Source organism: Salinivibrio sp. EAGSL, from assembly GCF_013366455.1.
Lineage (GTDB): Bacteria > Pseudomonadota > Gammaproteobacteria > Enterobacterales > Vibrionaceae > Salinivibrio > Salinivibrio costicola.
Genome location: NZ_JABWMG010000017.1, coordinates 71,249 through 86,499 on the forward strand (window position 1 = coordinate 71,249; position 15,251 = coordinate 86,499).

At 50.2% G+C, this 15,251-nt stretch carries 15 protein-coding genes and 3 tRNA genes; 14 read left to right on the forward strand and 4 right to left on the reverse strand.

Features of this window, described 5'->3' with window-relative positions; all coding sequences use genetic code 11:
• Positions 1 to 12: 12 nt before the first annotated feature.
• From HLG76_RS11465 to HLG76_RS11490, 6 genes are all read left to right on the forward strand, one after another.
• Positions 13 to 1,425, forward strand: coding sequence for an FAD-dependent oxidoreductase (locus tag HLG76_RS11465; protein ID WP_077459816.1), 1,413 nt, complete (start codon positions 13 to 15; stop codon positions 1,423 to 1,425).
• A gap of 102 nt (positions 1,426 to 1,527) precedes the next feature.
• A complete protein-coding gene (gene mtnN, locus HLG76_RS11470; protein WP_077678580.1) occupies positions 1,528 to 2,223 on the forward strand; it encodes a 5'-methylthioadenosine/S-adenosylhomocysteine nucleosidase in 696 nt (231 codons plus the stop codon).
• Between the two features lie 13 nt (positions 2,224 to 2,236).
• Positions 2,237 to 3,196: a cobalamin biosynthesis family protein gene (locus HLG76_RS11475; RefSeq protein WP_021022139.1), complete on the forward strand. Its 960-nt coding sequence runs from the start codon at positions 2,237 to 2,239 to the stop codon at positions 3,194 to 3,196.
• Positions 3,197 to 3,256: 60 nt separating this feature from the next.
• Positions 3,257 to 4,060 carry a vitamin B12 ABC transporter substrate-binding protein BtuF gene (gene btuF, locus HLG76_RS11480; RefSeq protein ID WP_368656357.1) on the forward strand — a complete coding sequence of 268 codons (804 nt, stop codon included), beginning with the start codon at positions 3,257 to 3,259 and terminating at the stop codon, positions 4,058 to 4,060.
• 20 nt (positions 4,061 to 4,080) lie between these two features.
• The gene (locus HLG76_RS11485; protein ID WP_175993688.1) at positions 4,081 to 4,692 is read left to right on the forward strand and encodes a TRIC cation channel family protein; all 612 of its coding nucleotides are present in this window, start codon (positions 4,081 to 4,083) and stop codon (positions 4,690 to 4,692) included.
• 104 nt (positions 4,693 to 4,796) lie between these two features.
• Positions 4,797 to 5,360, forward strand: coding sequence for a flavodoxin family protein (locus tag HLG76_RS11490; protein WP_021022142.1), 564 nt, complete (start codon positions 4,797 to 4,799; stop codon positions 5,358 to 5,360).
• Positions 5,361 to 5,462: 102 nt separating this feature from the next.
• On the opposite strand, the gene tyrS is transcribed toward HLG76_RS11490, so the two are convergent.
• On the reverse strand, positions 5,463 to 6,650 hold the full coding sequence (gene tyrS / locus HLG76_RS11495) for a tyrosine--tRNA ligase (RefSeq protein WP_175993683.1): 1,188 nt from the start codon (positions 6,648 to 6,650) through the stop codon (positions 5,463 to 5,465).
• A 244-nt stretch (positions 6,651 to 6,894) separates the two neighbouring features.
• Here tyrS and HLG76_RS11500 point away from each other — a divergent pair, with 244 nt between their 5' ends.
• Entirely contained in the window at positions 6,895 to 8,217 is a 1,323-nt protein-coding gene (locus tag HLG76_RS11500) for a peptidoglycan DD-metalloendopeptidase family protein (RefSeq protein ID WP_021022144.1), read from the forward strand.
• An 86-nt stretch (positions 8,218 to 8,303) separates the two neighbouring features.
• On the opposite strand, the gene erpA is transcribed toward HLG76_RS11500, so the two are convergent.
• Positions 8,304 to 8,645 carry an iron-sulfur cluster insertion protein ErpA gene (gene erpA / locus HLG76_RS11505; RefSeq protein WP_021022145.1) on the reverse strand — a complete coding sequence of 114 codons (342 nt, stop codon included), beginning with the start codon at positions 8,643 to 8,645 and terminating at the stop codon, positions 8,304 to 8,306.
• 213 nt (positions 8,646 to 8,858) lie between these two features.
• Between erpA and hemL the strand changes: the two genes are divergently transcribed.
• On the forward strand, positions 8,859 to 10,151 hold the full coding sequence (gene hemL / locus HLG76_RS11510; RefSeq protein ID WP_175993684.1) for a glutamate-1-semialdehyde 2,1-aminomutase: 1,293 nt from the start codon (positions 8,859 to 8,861) through the stop codon (positions 10,149 to 10,151).
• A 101-nt stretch (positions 10,152 to 10,252) separates the two neighbouring features.
• Here hemL and glsB read toward each other — a convergent pair whose 3' ends face one another.
• Positions 10,253 to 11,173, reverse strand: coding sequence for a glutaminase B (gene glsB, locus HLG76_RS11515; RefSeq protein WP_077459822.1), 921 nt, complete (start codon positions 11,171 to 11,173; stop codon positions 10,253 to 10,255).
• A 90-nt stretch (positions 11,174 to 11,263) separates the two neighbouring features.
• A complete protein-coding gene (gene trmB, locus HLG76_RS11520; RefSeq protein WP_021024205.1) occupies positions 11,264 to 11,980 on the reverse strand; it encodes a tRNA (guanosine(46)-N7)-methyltransferase TrmB in 717 nt (238 codons plus the stop codon).
• Positions 11,981 to 12,181: 201 nt separating this feature from the next.
• Between trmB and mutY the strand changes: the two genes are divergently transcribed.
• The 6 genes from mutY to HLG76_RS11550 all read left to right on the forward strand — a co-directional run bounded on the left by mutY (position 12,182) and on the right by HLG76_RS11550 (position 15,194).
• Positions 12,182 to 13,270: an A/G-specific adenine glycosylase gene (gene mutY, locus HLG76_RS11525; protein ID WP_175993685.1), complete on the forward strand. Its 1,089-nt coding sequence runs from the start codon at positions 12,182 to 12,184 to the stop codon at positions 13,268 to 13,270.
• Entirely contained in the window at positions 13,267 to 13,539 is a 273-nt protein-coding gene (locus tag HLG76_RS11530; protein ID WP_021024203.1) for an oxidative damage protection protein, read from the forward strand. Before mutY ends, HLG76_RS11530 begins: the two co-directional genes overlap by 4 nt.
• Positions 13,540 to 13,640: 101 nt before the next feature.
• Positions 13,641 to 14,783, forward strand: coding sequence for a membrane-bound lytic murein transglycosylase MltC (gene mltC / locus HLG76_RS11535; protein ID WP_175993686.1), 1,143 nt, complete (start codon positions 13,641 to 13,643; stop codon positions 14,781 to 14,783).
• 136 nt (positions 14,784 to 14,919) lie between these two features.
• Positions 14,920 to 14,995, forward strand: a tRNA-Phe gene (locus HLG76_RS11540).
• Between the two features lie 45 nt (positions 14,996 to 15,040).
• Positions 15,041 to 15,116 (forward strand) — tRNA-Thr (locus HLG76_RS11545).
• Between the two features lie 2 nt (positions 15,117 to 15,118).
• Positions 15,119 to 15,194 (forward strand) — tRNA-Phe (locus HLG76_RS11550).
• Positions 15,195 to 15,251: the final 57 nt, after the last annotated feature.

Below are 15,251 nucleotides of genomic sequence, written 5' to 3' on the forward strand. Positions count from 1 at the left end.
AAGGAGGGACCCATGAGCCAGAACATCTATCAGTTTATTGATGTCCAGCGCATTGATCCGCGCAAAAAAGCGATTGAAACGCGCAAGATTGAGTTCGTTGAGATCTATGAGCCTTTCACCGAGAAGGAAGTATCGGCCCAAGCAGATCGTTGCCTCGATTGTGGCAACCCGTATTGCGAATGGAAGTGCCCAGTACACAACTACATTCCGCAATGGCTAGAGCTTGCCAACCAAGGGCGGATTATTGAAGCGGTAGAACTGTCACATCAAACTAACAGCTTGCCAGAAGTCTGCGGCCGAGTCTGTCCGCAAGATCGTCTGTGCGAAGGTGACTGCACTCTCAACGACGATTTTGGTGCGGTGACTATCGGTAATGTCGAAAAATACATTACCGATAAAGCCTTTGAAATGGGCTGGAAGCCCGATATGTCACATGTCGAGTGGACCGATAAAAAAGTGGCCGTGATTGGCGCAGGGCCTGCTGGTCTGGCATGCGCCGATGTGTTAGTACGCAATGGCGTTAAACCCGTCGTCTTTGATCGTTATCCTGAGATCGGTGGTTTGCTTACCTTTGGCATTCCTTCCTTTAAATTAGAAAAGGATGTCATGCGTCATCGTCAGCGCGTCTTTACCGAGATGGGTGTAGAGTTCCGCCTCAACACCGAAGTCGGCAAAGATATTGAGATGCAAACCCTAGTGGATGACTACGACGCGGTATTCTTAGGTGTGGGAACCTATCAATACATGCGTGCCGGGCTCGCGAATGAAGATGCGCCCGGTGTCTTTGATGCCCTGCCCTTTTTAGTCTCCAACACCTATAAAGTGATGGATCTGGATCATGCGCCCGACTTTATCGATATGGCAGGGAAACGCGTTGTGGTCCTCGGTGGCGGGGATACGGCTATGGACTGTGTGCGTACCTCGATTCGCCAACAAGCCGCTAGCGTCACCTGTGCTTATCGCCGTGACGAAGAAAACATGCCGGGTTCACGTCGAGAAGTTAAAAATGCGCGTGAAGAGGGCGTCAACTTTATGTTCAACCTGCAACCGCTTGGCATTGAAGTGGACGATAACGGCAATGTCCGCGGCGTCACCGTAGTGAAAACCCAATTGGGTGCCCCGGATGCCGCCGGCCGCCGTCGTCCTGAGCCGATTGAAGGCAGTGAACACATACTGGAAGCTGACGCGGTGATCATGGCTTTTGGTTTTCAGCCTCATGCAATGGAATGGTTGGAACCTTACGATGTCGCACTAGACGAACGAGGACGGATTCAGGCGCCTGCCAAAGGTGAGATCTTATACCAAACCACGAATCCGCGGATCTTCGCCGGCGGGGATGCAGTACGAGGATCCGACTTAGTGGTCACGGCTATCGATGAAGGCCGTAAAGCGGCGGAGGGGATCATGGATTACCTTGAAGTTTAAACGCGTTAAGATCAACGACAGCATCAGAAGTGCCTCAAAGGAGGCACTTTTTTATTGTCTAATGTACACTAACGGCATTAACGCGCGAACAGGATTATAACCATGAAAATCGGCATTATTGGCGCAATGGAGCAAGAAGTCACTCTACTGCGCGACAAGCTAACCAACCTAACGACGCACCATGAGGGCGGTTGCACCTTCTACTCCGGCACCTTACACGGCCATGATATTGTTTTGTTACAGTCGGGGATTGGTAAAGTAGCGGCGGCAATTGGCACCAGCTTGTTGCTTTCACAGCACCAGCCTGATTGGGTGATCAATACCGGCTCTGCGGGTGCTTTTGAGCCCTCGCTCAATGTCGGAGACGTCGTTGTGTCTTCTCAGGTTGGTTATCACGATGCGGACGCAACCGCATTTGGCTATCAAATGGGGCAGGTGCCACAGCAGCCGGCAGTATTTGAATCGGATGAAGCCTTAATGCAATTAGCTGAGAAAGCGGTCGACGCTGATACTCATGTGGTTCGCGGACTCATTTGTACCGCAGATACCTTCGTCCACACTGACGCACATCGTCAACATATCCACACTCACTTCCCCCAAGCCGTTGCCGCAGAAATGGAAGCGGCTGCCATTGCGCAAGTTTGTGCCCAGTTCAAAACACCTTTTGTGGTAGTACGTGCTATTTCTGACGTGGTCGCAGAAAAAGAGTCACCCATGTCTTTTGAAGAATTCTTGCCTCTGGCAGCAAAAAGCTCCTCCGCCATGGTCGAAAAAATGGTGACGATGATTAACGACTAACCCGACCACGATCATGGATGCTTTGCTTAACCCGCAACAATGGATACTATTCGCCGCCAACCACGGAAGCTTATGGGCGCTGTGGCTGGCGGTGCTGATCCACTGGTTACTGCCGCTCTCAACCCAGCACTCTCCTTTTCAATATTGGCAGCAGTATGCCGTATTGCTGGCGAGCCAAGTCAATAAAGATAACGATCCTAAACAGCAACGCAAACTCGCGGGTGGTCTCGCCTTGGCCTTGATGTGCGGCACCTTGGCTATTTTATTGATTGCCGCTCGTGAGCTCGTCTGGTCACGTCCACTCTTTGATGGGATTTTGCTTTGGCTCGCATTAGCGTGGCGACCGATTGACCAATTTGGACACGCACTCGCGCAGGCCATTGATGAGCATGATAAAGGTACCTCGCGTGCATTACTTGCGACACAGGTAAACCGAGACACTGAGTCCTTGTCATTGATCGGCATCGGTAAAGCCGGCGCCGAAACGCTGATCCTCGGCACGGCTCGGCATGGCGCCTGTGTGATCTTTTACTATGCGCTTGCCGGTGGCGTCGGTGCCCTTTTATATACCAGTGTGGTTCATCTCCATCGCGTCTGGTCACCCAGCCGACTAGCCTATTACCCATTCGGCCTTGCAACCGCACGATTACTCAACCTAGTCGACACCATTCCAATGTCGCTGTTTGCGCTCGTGTTGGCGCTAGGGCGTACACCATGGACGCATATCAAAGCTTGCTGGCAACAAGGCCGTCGTTGGCGCACGCCAGGACCAGGTTGGCTACTCGCCTGTGCGGGAAGCCGCTTTCAATTATCTCTCGGTGGCCCGGCTATCTATCAAGGTACGAAAACCCTCAGAACCAAAATTGGCTACGGGGTCACCCCGGCGTGTTACCACCTATTGCTTTTGCGTTTAAAATTAAAACACAGTGTTTTAATTTGGCTTGCGTTAAGCTCTTTGCTTCTTATTCTTTAAGGACTCGGATTGATGCCTCGTTTTCGCGCCCGCCTCGTGCTGCTTTTGGTATGTAGACCTGTGTTTCTCATCTCGCTTTGGGGACTGGCTTTCAGCGCTTATGCCACGTCACTTCGAGTGATCAGTCTTGCTCCCCATGCGACTGAGCTCGCCTATGCCGCAGGACTTGGTCCTCATCTAGTCGCAGCCAGCGCCTATAGTGATTATCCAGAGCAAGCAAAGTCTCTTGAACGCGTGGCCAATTACCGCGGGATAAAGTTAGAACGCATTATCGCCCTAAAGCCTGATTTAATTTTAGCTTGGCGTGGCGGCAATCCGCCTAAACCGCTAGAAACTCTCGCTAAGATGGGATTTGAGATTCGTTACCTTAACCCCAACCAGCTTAGCGACATTGGCCAGTTTATTCGCGAGTTAGGCCGCTACAGTAAGACGTCTGATATCGCCACACGCAACGCAAAAGCCTTTGATAAAAAGCTCGCACAGCTCAAAGCGCGTTATCAGAACGCACCATCTGTACGCTATTTTTATCTACTCAGCGATACGCCTTTAATGACCGCCAGTGATCGTGCTTGGCCGAGTCAGTTATTTCGCTTATGCGGCGGGGAAAATATTTTCGCCGAAAGCCCAGCCGCCTATCCGCAAGTGAATATGGAACAGGTGATCACTCGCTTACCACAAACGGTGTTCTACACCGGTGCGACATTGCCAGAATCTTGGCAATCGATGGCTGAATTAGTGCCCGAACACGCGCAACGTTTTACCTGGCCACTGAATCCTGACTGGTTAACCCGCGCCACACCACGCGCATTGAATGCCGCAGAGCAAATTTGTACCGCCCTCGATAAAGTCCGTCACGCGCAATAGGACCTAGCATGACACAAACCATGATTCTGTATTTATTCGATTTATTTGGCACCGCCGTTTTTGCTATTTCAGGGGTGTTAGTCGCCGGTCGCTTAAGAATGGACCCCTTTGGCGTGGTGGTGTTGGCCTGTGCCACCGCCATTGGAGGAGGCACCGTCAGAGATATGGCCATGGGCGCCACACCAGCCTTTTGGATTACCGATACGCTTTATATTTGGGTGATATTAGCCACCTGCGTGGCGACCATGCTGCTGATCCGCCATCCGCGCCGTCTACCTTGGTACGTACTGCCTTGCGCGGATGCGATTGGTTTAGCGGTCTTTGTCGGCATTGGGGTGGATAAAGCCCTAAGCTATGGTGCATCGCCACTTGTCGCGGTGATCATGGGGGTCATAACGGCCTGTGGCGGTGGCATTATTCGTGATGTGCTCGCGCGGGAAGTGCCTATGGTGCTGAGAACGGAAGTGTATGCAACGGCCTGTATTGCTGGCGGCATTGTCCATACTCTTGCTATCGAAGTGAGTCCAGACACAGTCACGGCATCGCTCGCCGGTATGCTCACCACCTTAATGATCCGTTTAGCGGCCATTCGCTGGCATTTATCTTTACCGCCGTTTGCGCTCGATAAATAGTGATAGCCATTAGTGTTAAGGTGTCGTGATATATGGCAAATGGTGGTTGAAATCTAGGCAGTACACCCTAATGTCATGGAGAACAGCCTAATAAAGGAGCCTCTATGATCAGCATTGCCATCATTTATCACTCTGAAGATGAACACACGCATGCACTCGCCACCACCATCGCAGAAGGCATTCATGCCGGCGATGCCGAGCCAGTGGTGTATCGCATTACATCAGAAATGATAGAAAACGGACGCTTTATCGATGATAAGCTGTTTGAAAAACTCAAAGAGGTCGACGCGATCATCTTTGGTGCTCCCACCTACATGGGTGGGCCAAGCGCACAATTTAAAGCCTTTGCCGATGCGTCCAGCCCAAGCTGGGAAACACAAGATTGGCGAGGAAAGTACGCGGCAGGCTTTACCGTAGGCACCTATCCAGGTGGCGATCAGCCCCAGACACTGCAGTATTTTCAAACCTTAGCCAGCCAGCATGACATGCTGTGGCTAAGCCTAGGCCGTGCCAATATCGGGGTAGAAAACATTAACCCAAGTGGCACAAGCCTTGGGGTGACTGCACACACTCCAGACGATGCTCAACTTAGCGAAGCCTGCCTACAAACGGCGTTTTACCTTGGTCAACACATGGTACGTGCACTAAAAGGCGTTTGGCACACCTAGTCAGTAAATCATGAGAAAAGCCCTCGCGAATCACGCGAGGGCTTTTCGTTATCAGCTAGTCATGCCTTTATACGTTACGTAGAGTCCCCTTTTAGGGGATCTCTAGCTTAACGTCACACGCGCAAACTTACGCTTACCCACTTGATATACGGCTTCACCCGCTGCTGGCACCAGCTTAGTGTCTTCCACTTTTTCGCCGTCAATTTTCACCGCACCTTGGCGGATCATACGCAGCGCGTCTGAGGTGGAATTTACCAGTCCCGCCTCTTTTAGCAAATTACCAATCGCAATACCTTGCTCAAAGGTAAAGCTTGGCATCTCATCTGGCATCGCCCCTTTTTGGAAACGATTGATAAAAGTTTGCTCGGCCGCGTCAGCATCGGCGTCTGAATGGAAACGGGCAATGATTTCTTTCGCCAGCAAGATCTTAATATCACGAGGGTTTTTACCCGCTTGAATATCTTGCTTAAACTGAGCCACTTCCTCGAGAGGGCGGAATGACAACAGCTCATAGTAATCCCACATGAGATCGTCAGAAATCGACATGATTTTACCAAACATATCATCTGGACGTTCGCTGACACCGATGTAGTTATGGGCCGATTTAGACATCTTTTTAACACCATCAAGCCCGACTAGTAGCGGCATCGTCATCACGACTTGCGGCTTTTGTCCCGCTTGCTTTTGCAGCTCACGCCCCATTAACAAGTTAAACTTTTGGTCGGTCCCGCCCAGCTCAACGTCCGCTTCCAACGCGACTGAATCGTGGCCTTGCAAGAGTGGGTAGATAAACTCATGAATAGCTATCGCTTGGTTACTGGTATAACGCTTTTTAAAGTCATCACGCTCGAGCATACGCGCCACGGTTGAGCTCGCCGCGAGACGAATCATGCCATCCGTGCCTAATTCGCCCAGCCATTTAGAGTTAAACTCAATACGTGTTTTAGCAGGGTCTAAAATTTTATAGACCTGCTCTTTGTAGGTTTCTGCGTTTGCCAGTACCTGCTCACGTGTCAATGGCGGGCGCGTCGTGTTTTTACCACTCGGGTCGCCAACCATGCCGGTATAATCGCCAATCAAAAAAATCACTTCATGGCCAAGCGCTTGAAAAGCTCGGAGCTTATTTAAGATCACTGTGTGACCGAGGTGGATATCCGGTGCAGTAGGATCCGCACCGAGCTTAATGCGAAGAGGACGATCCTCTTTCAGCTTTGCCACCAGCTCGTCTTCCGGGATTACTTCATCAACGCCACGTTTTAGTTCTGCTAGCGCGGCTTCAAGGCTCGCCATAGTCTGTTGCTCCTACCTAATAGGCAAAAATGTGATAAACAGACATATTACTCGAATAGCGACAGTTTTTGAAACCAGTTAAACTGATAGAGTGTATACAGGGTGTGCGCAGTGGCTGCCATCAAAAAATGTGTGTGGTCTTTGTGTCAGCCGTGTCAAATCTACTTCAGGGCATCATCCCCAATAAAACCGATTGGGTGTCTGACTGTCATAACTTTATTCGTAGTGATTCAACATAGTCTTCATGCCGTTAAATAAACTCGCAGCCTTACCCAAGTTACATAAACTCATTATCGGTGCATTAAGTGCATTCGTGGTCTTATTAATGTTGGTGCCTGATGGCCCAAGCACCCCGCGCCCCCAACCCAATTTTGAACCGGGTAAGCACTACCCTGTCCCTGTGGATGCCGTCTCGTTACTGCCACCACAAGATGAAATGCCCGCACAGTTTAGCCGCACTATCCATTGGTCCACCTATGAGGTGCAACCGGGTGAAAGTATGGCGTTGCTGTTTAACCGCGCTGGCCTGAGCCCAACCGATCTCTATCGCCTCGTGAATGCCGATGAGCATACCCAGCGTTTGGCGTATCTGAATCCTGGTGATGAAGTACGTTTAGGCGTTGATGACAGCGGCGAGCTGGTGCAACTGATTCAGCCACGCGGTAGCAATGAAACCCTCATCGTCAATAAGATCGATGACACCTATCAATCTCGCATTGAAACCAAACACGTTGATACCCAGATAAATTTTGCTCGAGCGACCATTCAATCGAGCTTTTGGCAAGCCGCGTCAGGCGCAGGCCTCACCCCAAACCAAATCATGCAACTGGCGGGGATTTTCGGCTGGGATGTCGATTTTGCCCTCGATATTCGTAACGGAGACAGTTTTTCCGTCTTGTATGAAGAGGAGTTTGTCGAAGGTGAACATATTGGCAGCGGTAATATTCTGGCAGCCACGTTCACCAACCGTGGTGAAACCTTTACCGCCGTGCGAGCAGAGAGTGGCAAATACTACACACCAACCGGTAAAGCGATGAAAAAAGCCTTCTTGCGCTCGCCGGTGAACTTTAGATATGTCAGTTCAAACTTTAATCCACGCCGTCTGCACCCAGTGACGGGTCGGGTCAAACCGCATCGCGGCACCGATTATGTCGCACCGGTTGGTACGCCTATCAAAGCGGCTGGTGACGGTATCGTGATGAAAGCGTCTTATAATCGCTTTAACGGCAATTATGTCTTTATCCGCCATAGCTCGACATACATCACTAAGTATTTGCACTTGACCAAACGCAAAGTGAAAACCGGCCAGCGCGTCAAACAAGGCGATATCGTCGGCACGCTTGGATCAACAGGGCGTGTTACGGGGGCGCACTTACATTACGAGTTTTTGGTCAATGGTGTGCATAAGAACCCACGCACCGTCGCATTGCCAGAAGCGAAATCCCTGCAAGGTAAAGACAAGCGAGAATTCGTTCGCTTGGCTGAATCTCGTATGGCACAGTTGAGCAAATTTAACCAGCTACTGGCGACAGTAGGCAACTTAAACCATTATAACCGTGGCGGTTAAACAGGCTATCGCGACAAAAAACGGCGCTACAGGGCGCCGTTTTTGTGATGGAACGAAAAGTCGTACGTTTTATCGCAGCCGAAAAATTAGACGCTAAATGATGCGCCACAGCCACACGTGGTGGTGGCATTCGGGTTATCAATGAAAAAGCGCGATCCTTCCAGCCCCTCGGTATAGTCGACTTTCCCACCCATTAAATACTGTAAACTCATGGGGTCCACTACCAACATCACGCCGCTTTTCTCGATCTCCATATCGCCTTCATTGACGTTTTCGTCAAAGGTAAAACCATACTGGAAGCCGCTACAGCCACCACCGGTAATGTAGACGCGTAGTTTCAGGTTTGGGTTTTCTTCTTCCTGAATCAGCGTCTTTACCTTGGTCGCCGCGGCCTCAGAAAACTCTAACGGCAAAGGTGCTTCGCTCATTGTTACCTCACATGCTCTTGGTGCTTAGTATTGGATTATCTAATACCTGAGTAAAGTGTTCAAGTATTGCGCGCTTGATCGCAATTGTGATCAGTACGTATTAATTGCCAAACTTGTTGCAATGAAATCATACTCTACCTCGCCAGTGTTCTGTATCTTTGGTTAAAATACACCGACGCAATTTAGGCGAAGCCTTACCTAACAGGATATGTCATGACCAAATCAGCACAACTTTTTCAACAAGCTAGACGCACCATTCCCGGTGGCGTGAATTCTCCCGTGCGTGCATTTGCCGGTGTCGGCGGTGACCCTGTCTTTATGGAGCGTGCTGACGGCGCGTACATCTTTGATGCCGACGGCAAAGCTTACATCGACTACGTTGGCTCGTGGGGCCCAATGATTCTCGGCCATAACCACGCCTCCATTCGAGAAGCTGTGGTTGATGCCGCCCAGCGTGGACTGAGCTTTGGTGCACCCACCGAAAGTGAAACCACTTTATCAGAACTGGTTGCTGAGCTTGTTCCATCCATGGAAATGGTGCGTATGGTGAACTCTGGCACCGAAGCGACCATGAGTGCCATTCGTCTCGCGCGCGGCTATAGCAAACGCGATAAGTTCATCAAATTTGAAGGCAACTATCATGGCCATGGTGACTGCTTACTCGTGAAAGCAGGCTCAGGCGCACTCACGCTCGGCGAGCCAAACTCGCCCGGGGTACCGGCAGATTTTGCCAAACACACGCTGACCTGCACCTATAACGATCTAGACTCGGTACGCCAAACGTTAGAGACTTACCCTGACGAGGTGGCTTGTATTATTGTCGAGCCAGTGTCCGGTAACATGAACTGTGTGCCACCACAGCCAGGTTTCTTACAAGGTTTACGCGCGCTATGCGATGAATTTGGTGCCCTGCTAATTTTTGATGAGGTGATGACGGGCTTTCGCGTGGCACTTGGCGGCGCACAAGCCTATTACGACGTCAAACCTGACTTGACTACCCTAGGTAAAATCGTCGGTGGTGGCATGCCTGTAGGTGCATTTGGTGGTCGTCGCGATGTGATGGAATACTTAGCACCGACCGGTCCGGTTTATCAGGCGGGCACCTTGGCCGGTAACCCGGTCGCCATGGCAGCTGGCTTCGCGTGTCTTAGTGAACTACGTCAACCAGGCAATCATGATTACCTCAATAGTGTCACCAAACAACTTGCTGAGGGCTTTAAAGCCTTGGCCGACAAACACGGTATTCCATTAGCGACCAACCGAGCCGGTGCAATGTTTGGTTTTTTCTTTACGGACCAAGACACAGTCACTTGCTTCAAAGACGTGCAGCAGTGCGATACTGAGCGCTTTAAGCGTTTCTTCCACTTAATGCTCGAACAAGGTATCTATCTCGCACCGTCTGCGTTTGAAGCCTGCTTTACCTGCTTGGCGCACGGCCAAAAGGAAATTGATGCGACACTGGCAGCGGCTGACCACGCCTTCGCTACGCTCGCGGCACAAGGCTAACCAAGGGCGTATAGCCCAGTCATAACCGTTACGCCTAATAACAAAAAGCCCCGCTCATCGTGCATGCGGGGCTTTTTATTCACCGGAATCGTGGGCTAGGATCAGAAAATAGACCGCCCAATCCGAGCAGATAACAGCTCTAAAGCGGCGGTGCCTGCTAACGAGTTACCCGATGGATCCAGTTCTGGCGACCAAACGGCAATCGACATTTCGCCTGGCACAATTGCAATAATCCCACCACCAACGCCAGACTTGCCAGGCATACCAACACGGTAGGCAAACTCACCCGCACCATCATACAAGCCACACGTCGCTAAGAGCGCATTCATTTGCTTGCTTTGCGTCGGCGTTAAAATCCGCGTTTTTCCCGATAAAGGCGTTCCTTGATTCGCCAGGTAGAAAAAGGCTTTGGCCAAATCAACACAACTCATTTCTAATGCACAATAGTGGAAATAATTAGTTAAAACCGGCACCACCTCATTGTCAAAATTGCCAAACGCACGCATCAGATAAGCAATTGCCGCATTGCGATCACTGTGCTGCATTTCTGAATCCGCAACCACCTTGTCATAACAAAGATGGGGGTTGCCCGCTAACTGACGCACAAACTCTAACATCCGCTGGCGAGGGGCTGATTGACGCGTATGCAGCATATCACTGACGACTAAGGCGCCAGCGTTGATAAACGGATTACGCGGGATCCCCTGCTCCATCTCAAGCTGGATTAATGAGTTAAAAGCCTGACCAGAGGGCTCTTTACCAACCCGTGTCCATATTTCTTCCGCGCGATAATTTTGCATTGCCAATGTCAGGCTTAACGCTTTAGAAATCGACTGGATAGAAAAGGCTTCGTCCGCGTCACCGGCGGTGATCAGGTCGCCATCGTTGTAGCAAACCGCAATACCGAGTTTATGATTCGGCACATCCGCAAGAGCTGGAATGTAATCAGCCACCTTGCCGCGCCCCATTAAAGGACGGACATCCTCCAGGATTTGCGCTAACAGTTGAGAGCTTGGTTTCACCAACAGGATCCTTTTACAACAGGGGACAAAAAAGCCAACCTGAGGTTGGCTTTCCGCTTTCACTTATCTGCGCCGTCGCGCCTTAGCACATTAGGCTGTGCGTGTGTATTTGATATCCCATACACCATGACCCAGGCGCTGACCGCGCTGCTCAAATTTAGTCAGCGGGCGCTCTTCAGGACGAGGAACATAATAGCCCTCTTTTGCGATATTTTGATAGTGAGGCGCCGCTTCCATCACTTCGATCATGTGCTCAGCATAGTTTTCCCAGTCCGTCGCCATGTGGAATACGCCACCCATTTTTAGCTTGTCTCTTACCATTTCAGCGAACGGTAACTGCACAATACGGCGTTTGTGGTGACGTTTTTTATGCCATGGGTCAGGGAAGAAAAGTTGCACCGTGTCCAAACTTTCTTTCGGCAACATTTGCTCAAACACTTCGACCGCATCGTGGCACATCACACGCAGATTGGTGACACCGGCTTCACGCGCTGCCATTAAACAGGCCCCCACACCAGGGGTATGCACTTCAATACCCACAAAGTTCTTCTCAGGGGCATTTTTTGCCATTTCAACCAAAGAGGCGCCCATGCCAAAACCGATTTCTAACACCACAGGATTATCATTACCAAACACCTGCTGCCAATCAAGCTCGGTGGCGTCAAAGTCAATCCCCATGGTAGGCCAGGATTCGTTTAGCGCTTGCTCTTGCCCTTTCGTTAAACGGCCTTCGCGACGCACAAAACTGCGTACTTTACGAATAACTTTGCCATCCTCGGTGAGTTCGGTTTTAGTGACTTCAGTCATGATTGGGTGCCTGTGATGCAGTAGTAATGATGCCGGTAGCCGTCACCATCGATTGTTGGAAATCTAAACGGACTGCGCATTATGCAAAGTTTTTGCGATAGCGCAAGGTGGACGCGCTGATCCTATTAGTACGCCCTGTCGTTAGTGTACCCTGTGGCCTGCCTTTGTGCACGTGTGAGCAAAACAATAAGAGAGAACACAGTGAGTCAATCATTTTCCGATGCCATCTTAAACTGGTATGAGCAATATGGCCGTAAAACCTTACCGTGGCAGCAAAACAAAACGCCATATAAAGTCTGGCTCAGTGAGATTATGCTGCAACAGACCCAAGTAAGCACAGTAATCCCTTATTTTGAACGGTTTATGGCACGGTTTCCGACCGTTATCGACTTAGCGAATGCCGATCAGGATGAAGTTCTTCATTTATGGACGGGGTTAGGGTATTACGCCCGTGCCCGCAACCTTCACAAAGCGGCACAAGTGATTGCCAACCACCATGATGGCGTATTTCCTACCACGCTCGATGAGGTCATGGCGCTCCCAGGTGTCGGCCGCTCAACCGCCGGTGCCGTGCTTTCTTTGTCGCTCAGTCAACCGCACCCCATTTTAGACGGCAACGTCAAACGCACCTTAGCGCGTTGTTTTGCCGTCGAAGGTTGGCCGGGTAAAAAGCCGGTAGAAAACAAGTTATGGGAGATTGCCGAAACACTCACGCCCACCACAGATACCGACAAGTACAACCAAGCCATGATGGATATGGGCGCGATGGTTTGTACACGAAGCAAGCCTAAATGTGATCTTTGCCCTGTTGCCGACCGCTGCGAGGCACGTGTACAAGGTCGGCAAATGGATTTTCCTGGCAAAAAACCGAAAAAAACCTTACCGGTCAAACAAACCAGTTTTTTGCTGATCCAGTATCAGGATGAAATCTGGTTAGAGCAACGACCACCAAGCGGCCTTTGGGGCGGGTTATGGTGCTTGCCTGAAGCGGCTGAGCACACGCTCGAGGCCGATATTGCCGATAAGCTACATAATATCAAACCGGTCAAAACTGAGGTCTTAACCGCGTTTAGACATACCTTCAGTCACTTTCACTTAGATATTGTACCGATTAAAGTCTCGGTGGCTGAGCGACCGCAAATCATCATGGAAGCCAACCAAGGGCTTTGGTATAACTTATCACAACCTGCAAAAGTAGGATTAGCGGCCCCAGTGAAAAAGCTGTTAACCTTGCTTGAACATGAGCGCCAACAATCTCTAACCGGCGATGACAAGGAGCCTAGATTATGAGCCGTACCGTATTTTGCCAACGTCTCCAAAAAGAAGCCGATGGACTCGATTTTCAACTCTACCCGGGAGAGTTGGGCAAACGCATTTATGACAATATTTGCAAAGAAGCCTGGGCGGAATGGCAAAAGAAGCAAACCATGCTTATCAATGAAAAGAAGCTCAATATGATGGATCCTGAACATCGTAAGATCATTGAACAAGAAATGGTCAACTTTTTGTTTGAAGGAAAAGACGTGCAAATCGATGGCTATGTGCCACCCGAAGCGTAAATTCCGTGGTGTCGCCCACAGCTAGGCGGCTTGACCACAGCAACGCACCCGCATTGTGTTACGCTCAATGCGGGTGTTTTTTTATCCTAATACAATCAAAAATGACGCGAATACTCTGTTTGTTAGTGTGCTGTTATGGCGCGTTGCTCTCCGGCTGCAGCCGAGAGAGCGTCGAAAAATATGTGGGCGTGGATTACCAAACGACTAACCGGTTTGCGAAAAATCTAGCGCCTATTCCAGGGCAATTCGAAAAAGATCTCGACGCCCTGAATCAGCTTATCAGCCAATTTACTGGCAAAATCGAAGTCCGCTGGGGCGAAGATCAAGTCTTTGTTTCCGGAAAACGTGACTACGTCAAATACACGGATAATTACAAAAGTCGCGCACGAATCGACTTTGAACGCGGTGTGATCCAAGTGGAAACCGTCGCAACTGACGATCCGAAAGATCACCTCAGACAAGCCATTGTCACCACCCTATTAACCCCGCGCGATCCTGCTTCTGTGGATCTTTACTCTGCAGCAAAAGTTCCGCTGACGGGACGCCCATTTCTCGAAGGGCAAGTGGTTGATCACGAAGGTAAAGCCATCACCTGGCAATGGCGCGCCAATCGCTTTGCTGACTATCTTATTGACCGGCGGCTAAAGAAAAAACAGGTCCGTTTTCAAAACATGTATTTTGTCACTATTCCTATGGTGACGGATCACGCCGCACAACGCAGCTATCAATATGCGGATATTGTCCGTCGTGCCTCTGAACGTTACGGCATCTCTGAAAAGCTGATTTATGCCATTATTAAAACCGAGAGTAGCTTTAACCCGTATGCTGTGAGCTGGGCCAACGCCTATGGATTGATGCAAGTGGTCCCGAAAACGGCGGGACGCGATGTATTCAAACTGGTAAAAAAACGTCGTGGCCAGCCCACACCTGAGTACCTTTTTGATCCAGAAAAGAACATTGATATGGGAACCGCCTATTTCTATATTCTCAAAAATCGCTATCTCAAAGCGGTGCGAGACCCACTTTCTTTGCACTACAGTATGATTTCCGCTTATAACGGCGGCACCGGTAATGTGCTACTGACCTTTGATAATAACCGCGAGCGTGCAATGCAAGACCTGAACCGTTTAAAACCTAACCAAGTCTACTGGGCGCTAACCCATCGCCACCCCTCTTCGGAGTCAAGACGCTACTTACAAAAGGTCACACGCTATCAAAAAGACTTCGCGCAACTTCCCCAGTAAACCGCGATAAGGGTCGAATTTTTGCGTGTTTTTATCGCACTTCGCTGTCTTTTTATCCAAACAATGCGATATCCGGACTTTTTTCAAAAAAACAGTTGACGGTGAGACCGAAAATCCGTTTAATAGCGCTCCGTTAGCCCGGATAGCTCAGTCGGTAGAGCAGGGGATTGAAAATCCCCGTGTCGGTGGTTCGATTCCGCCTCCGGGCACCATATAATGAAATAATGGTGTGACACACAGTATTTCGCGATTTGTGTGCCGGCTTAGCTCAGTTGGTAGAGCAACTGACTTGTAATCAGTAGGTCGCCAGTTCGACTCCGGCAGCCGGCACCATTGCCTCGATAGCTCAGTTGGTAGAGCAGGGGATTGAAAATCCCCGTGTCGGTGGTTCGATTCCGCCTCGAGGCACCATTATTCCCCCATAGTTCAGTTGGTAGAACGGCGGACTGTTAATCCGTATGTCACTGG

Excerpts from the sequence above, each read along its gene's own strand:
- HLG76_RS11465 (WP_077459816.1), top strand. The coding sequence starts at position 13 with ATGAGCCAGAACATCTATCAGTTTATTGATGTCCAGCGCATTGATCCG.
- mtnN (WP_077678580.1), top strand. The coding sequence starts at position 1,528 with ATGAAAATCGGCATTATTGGCGCAATGGAGCAAGAAGTCACTCTACTG.
- HLG76_RS11475 (WP_021022139.1), top strand. The coding sequence starts at position 2,237 with ATGGATGCTTTGCTTAACCCGCAACAATGGATACTATTCGCCGCCAAC.
- HLG76_RS11485 (WP_175993688.1), top strand. The coding sequence starts at position 4,081 with ATGATTCTGTATTTATTCGATTTATTTGGCACCGCCGTTTTTGCTATT.
- HLG76_RS11490 (WP_021022142.1), top strand. The coding sequence starts at position 4,797 with ATGATCAGCATTGCCATCATTTATCACTCTGAAGATGAACACACGCAT.
- tyrS (WP_175993683.1), bottom strand. The coding sequence starts at position 6,650 with ATGGCGAGCCTTGAAGCCGCGCTAGCAGAACTAAAACGTGGCGTTGAT.
- HLG76_RS11500 (WP_021022144.1), top strand. The coding sequence starts at position 6,895 with ATGCCGTTAAATAAACTCGCAGCCTTACCCAAGTTACATAAACTCATT.
- erpA (WP_021022145.1), bottom strand. The coding sequence starts at position 8,645 with ATGAGCGAAGCACCTTTGCCGTTAGAGTTTTCTGAGGCCGCGGCGACC.
- hemL (WP_175993684.1), top strand. The coding sequence starts at position 8,859 with ATGACCAAATCAGCACAACTTTTTCAACAAGCTAGACGCACCATTCCC.
- trmB (WP_021024205.1), bottom strand. The coding sequence starts at position 11,980 with ATGACTGAAGTCACTAAAACCGAACTCACCGAGGATGGCAAAGTTATT.
- HLG76_RS11530 (WP_021024203.1), top strand. The coding sequence starts at position 13,267 with ATGAGCCGTACCGTATTTTGCCAACGTCTCCAAAAAGAAGCCGATGGA.
- mltC (WP_175993686.1), top strand. The coding sequence starts at position 13,641 with ATGACGCGAATACTCTGTTTGTTAGTGTGCTGTTATGGCGCGTTGCTC.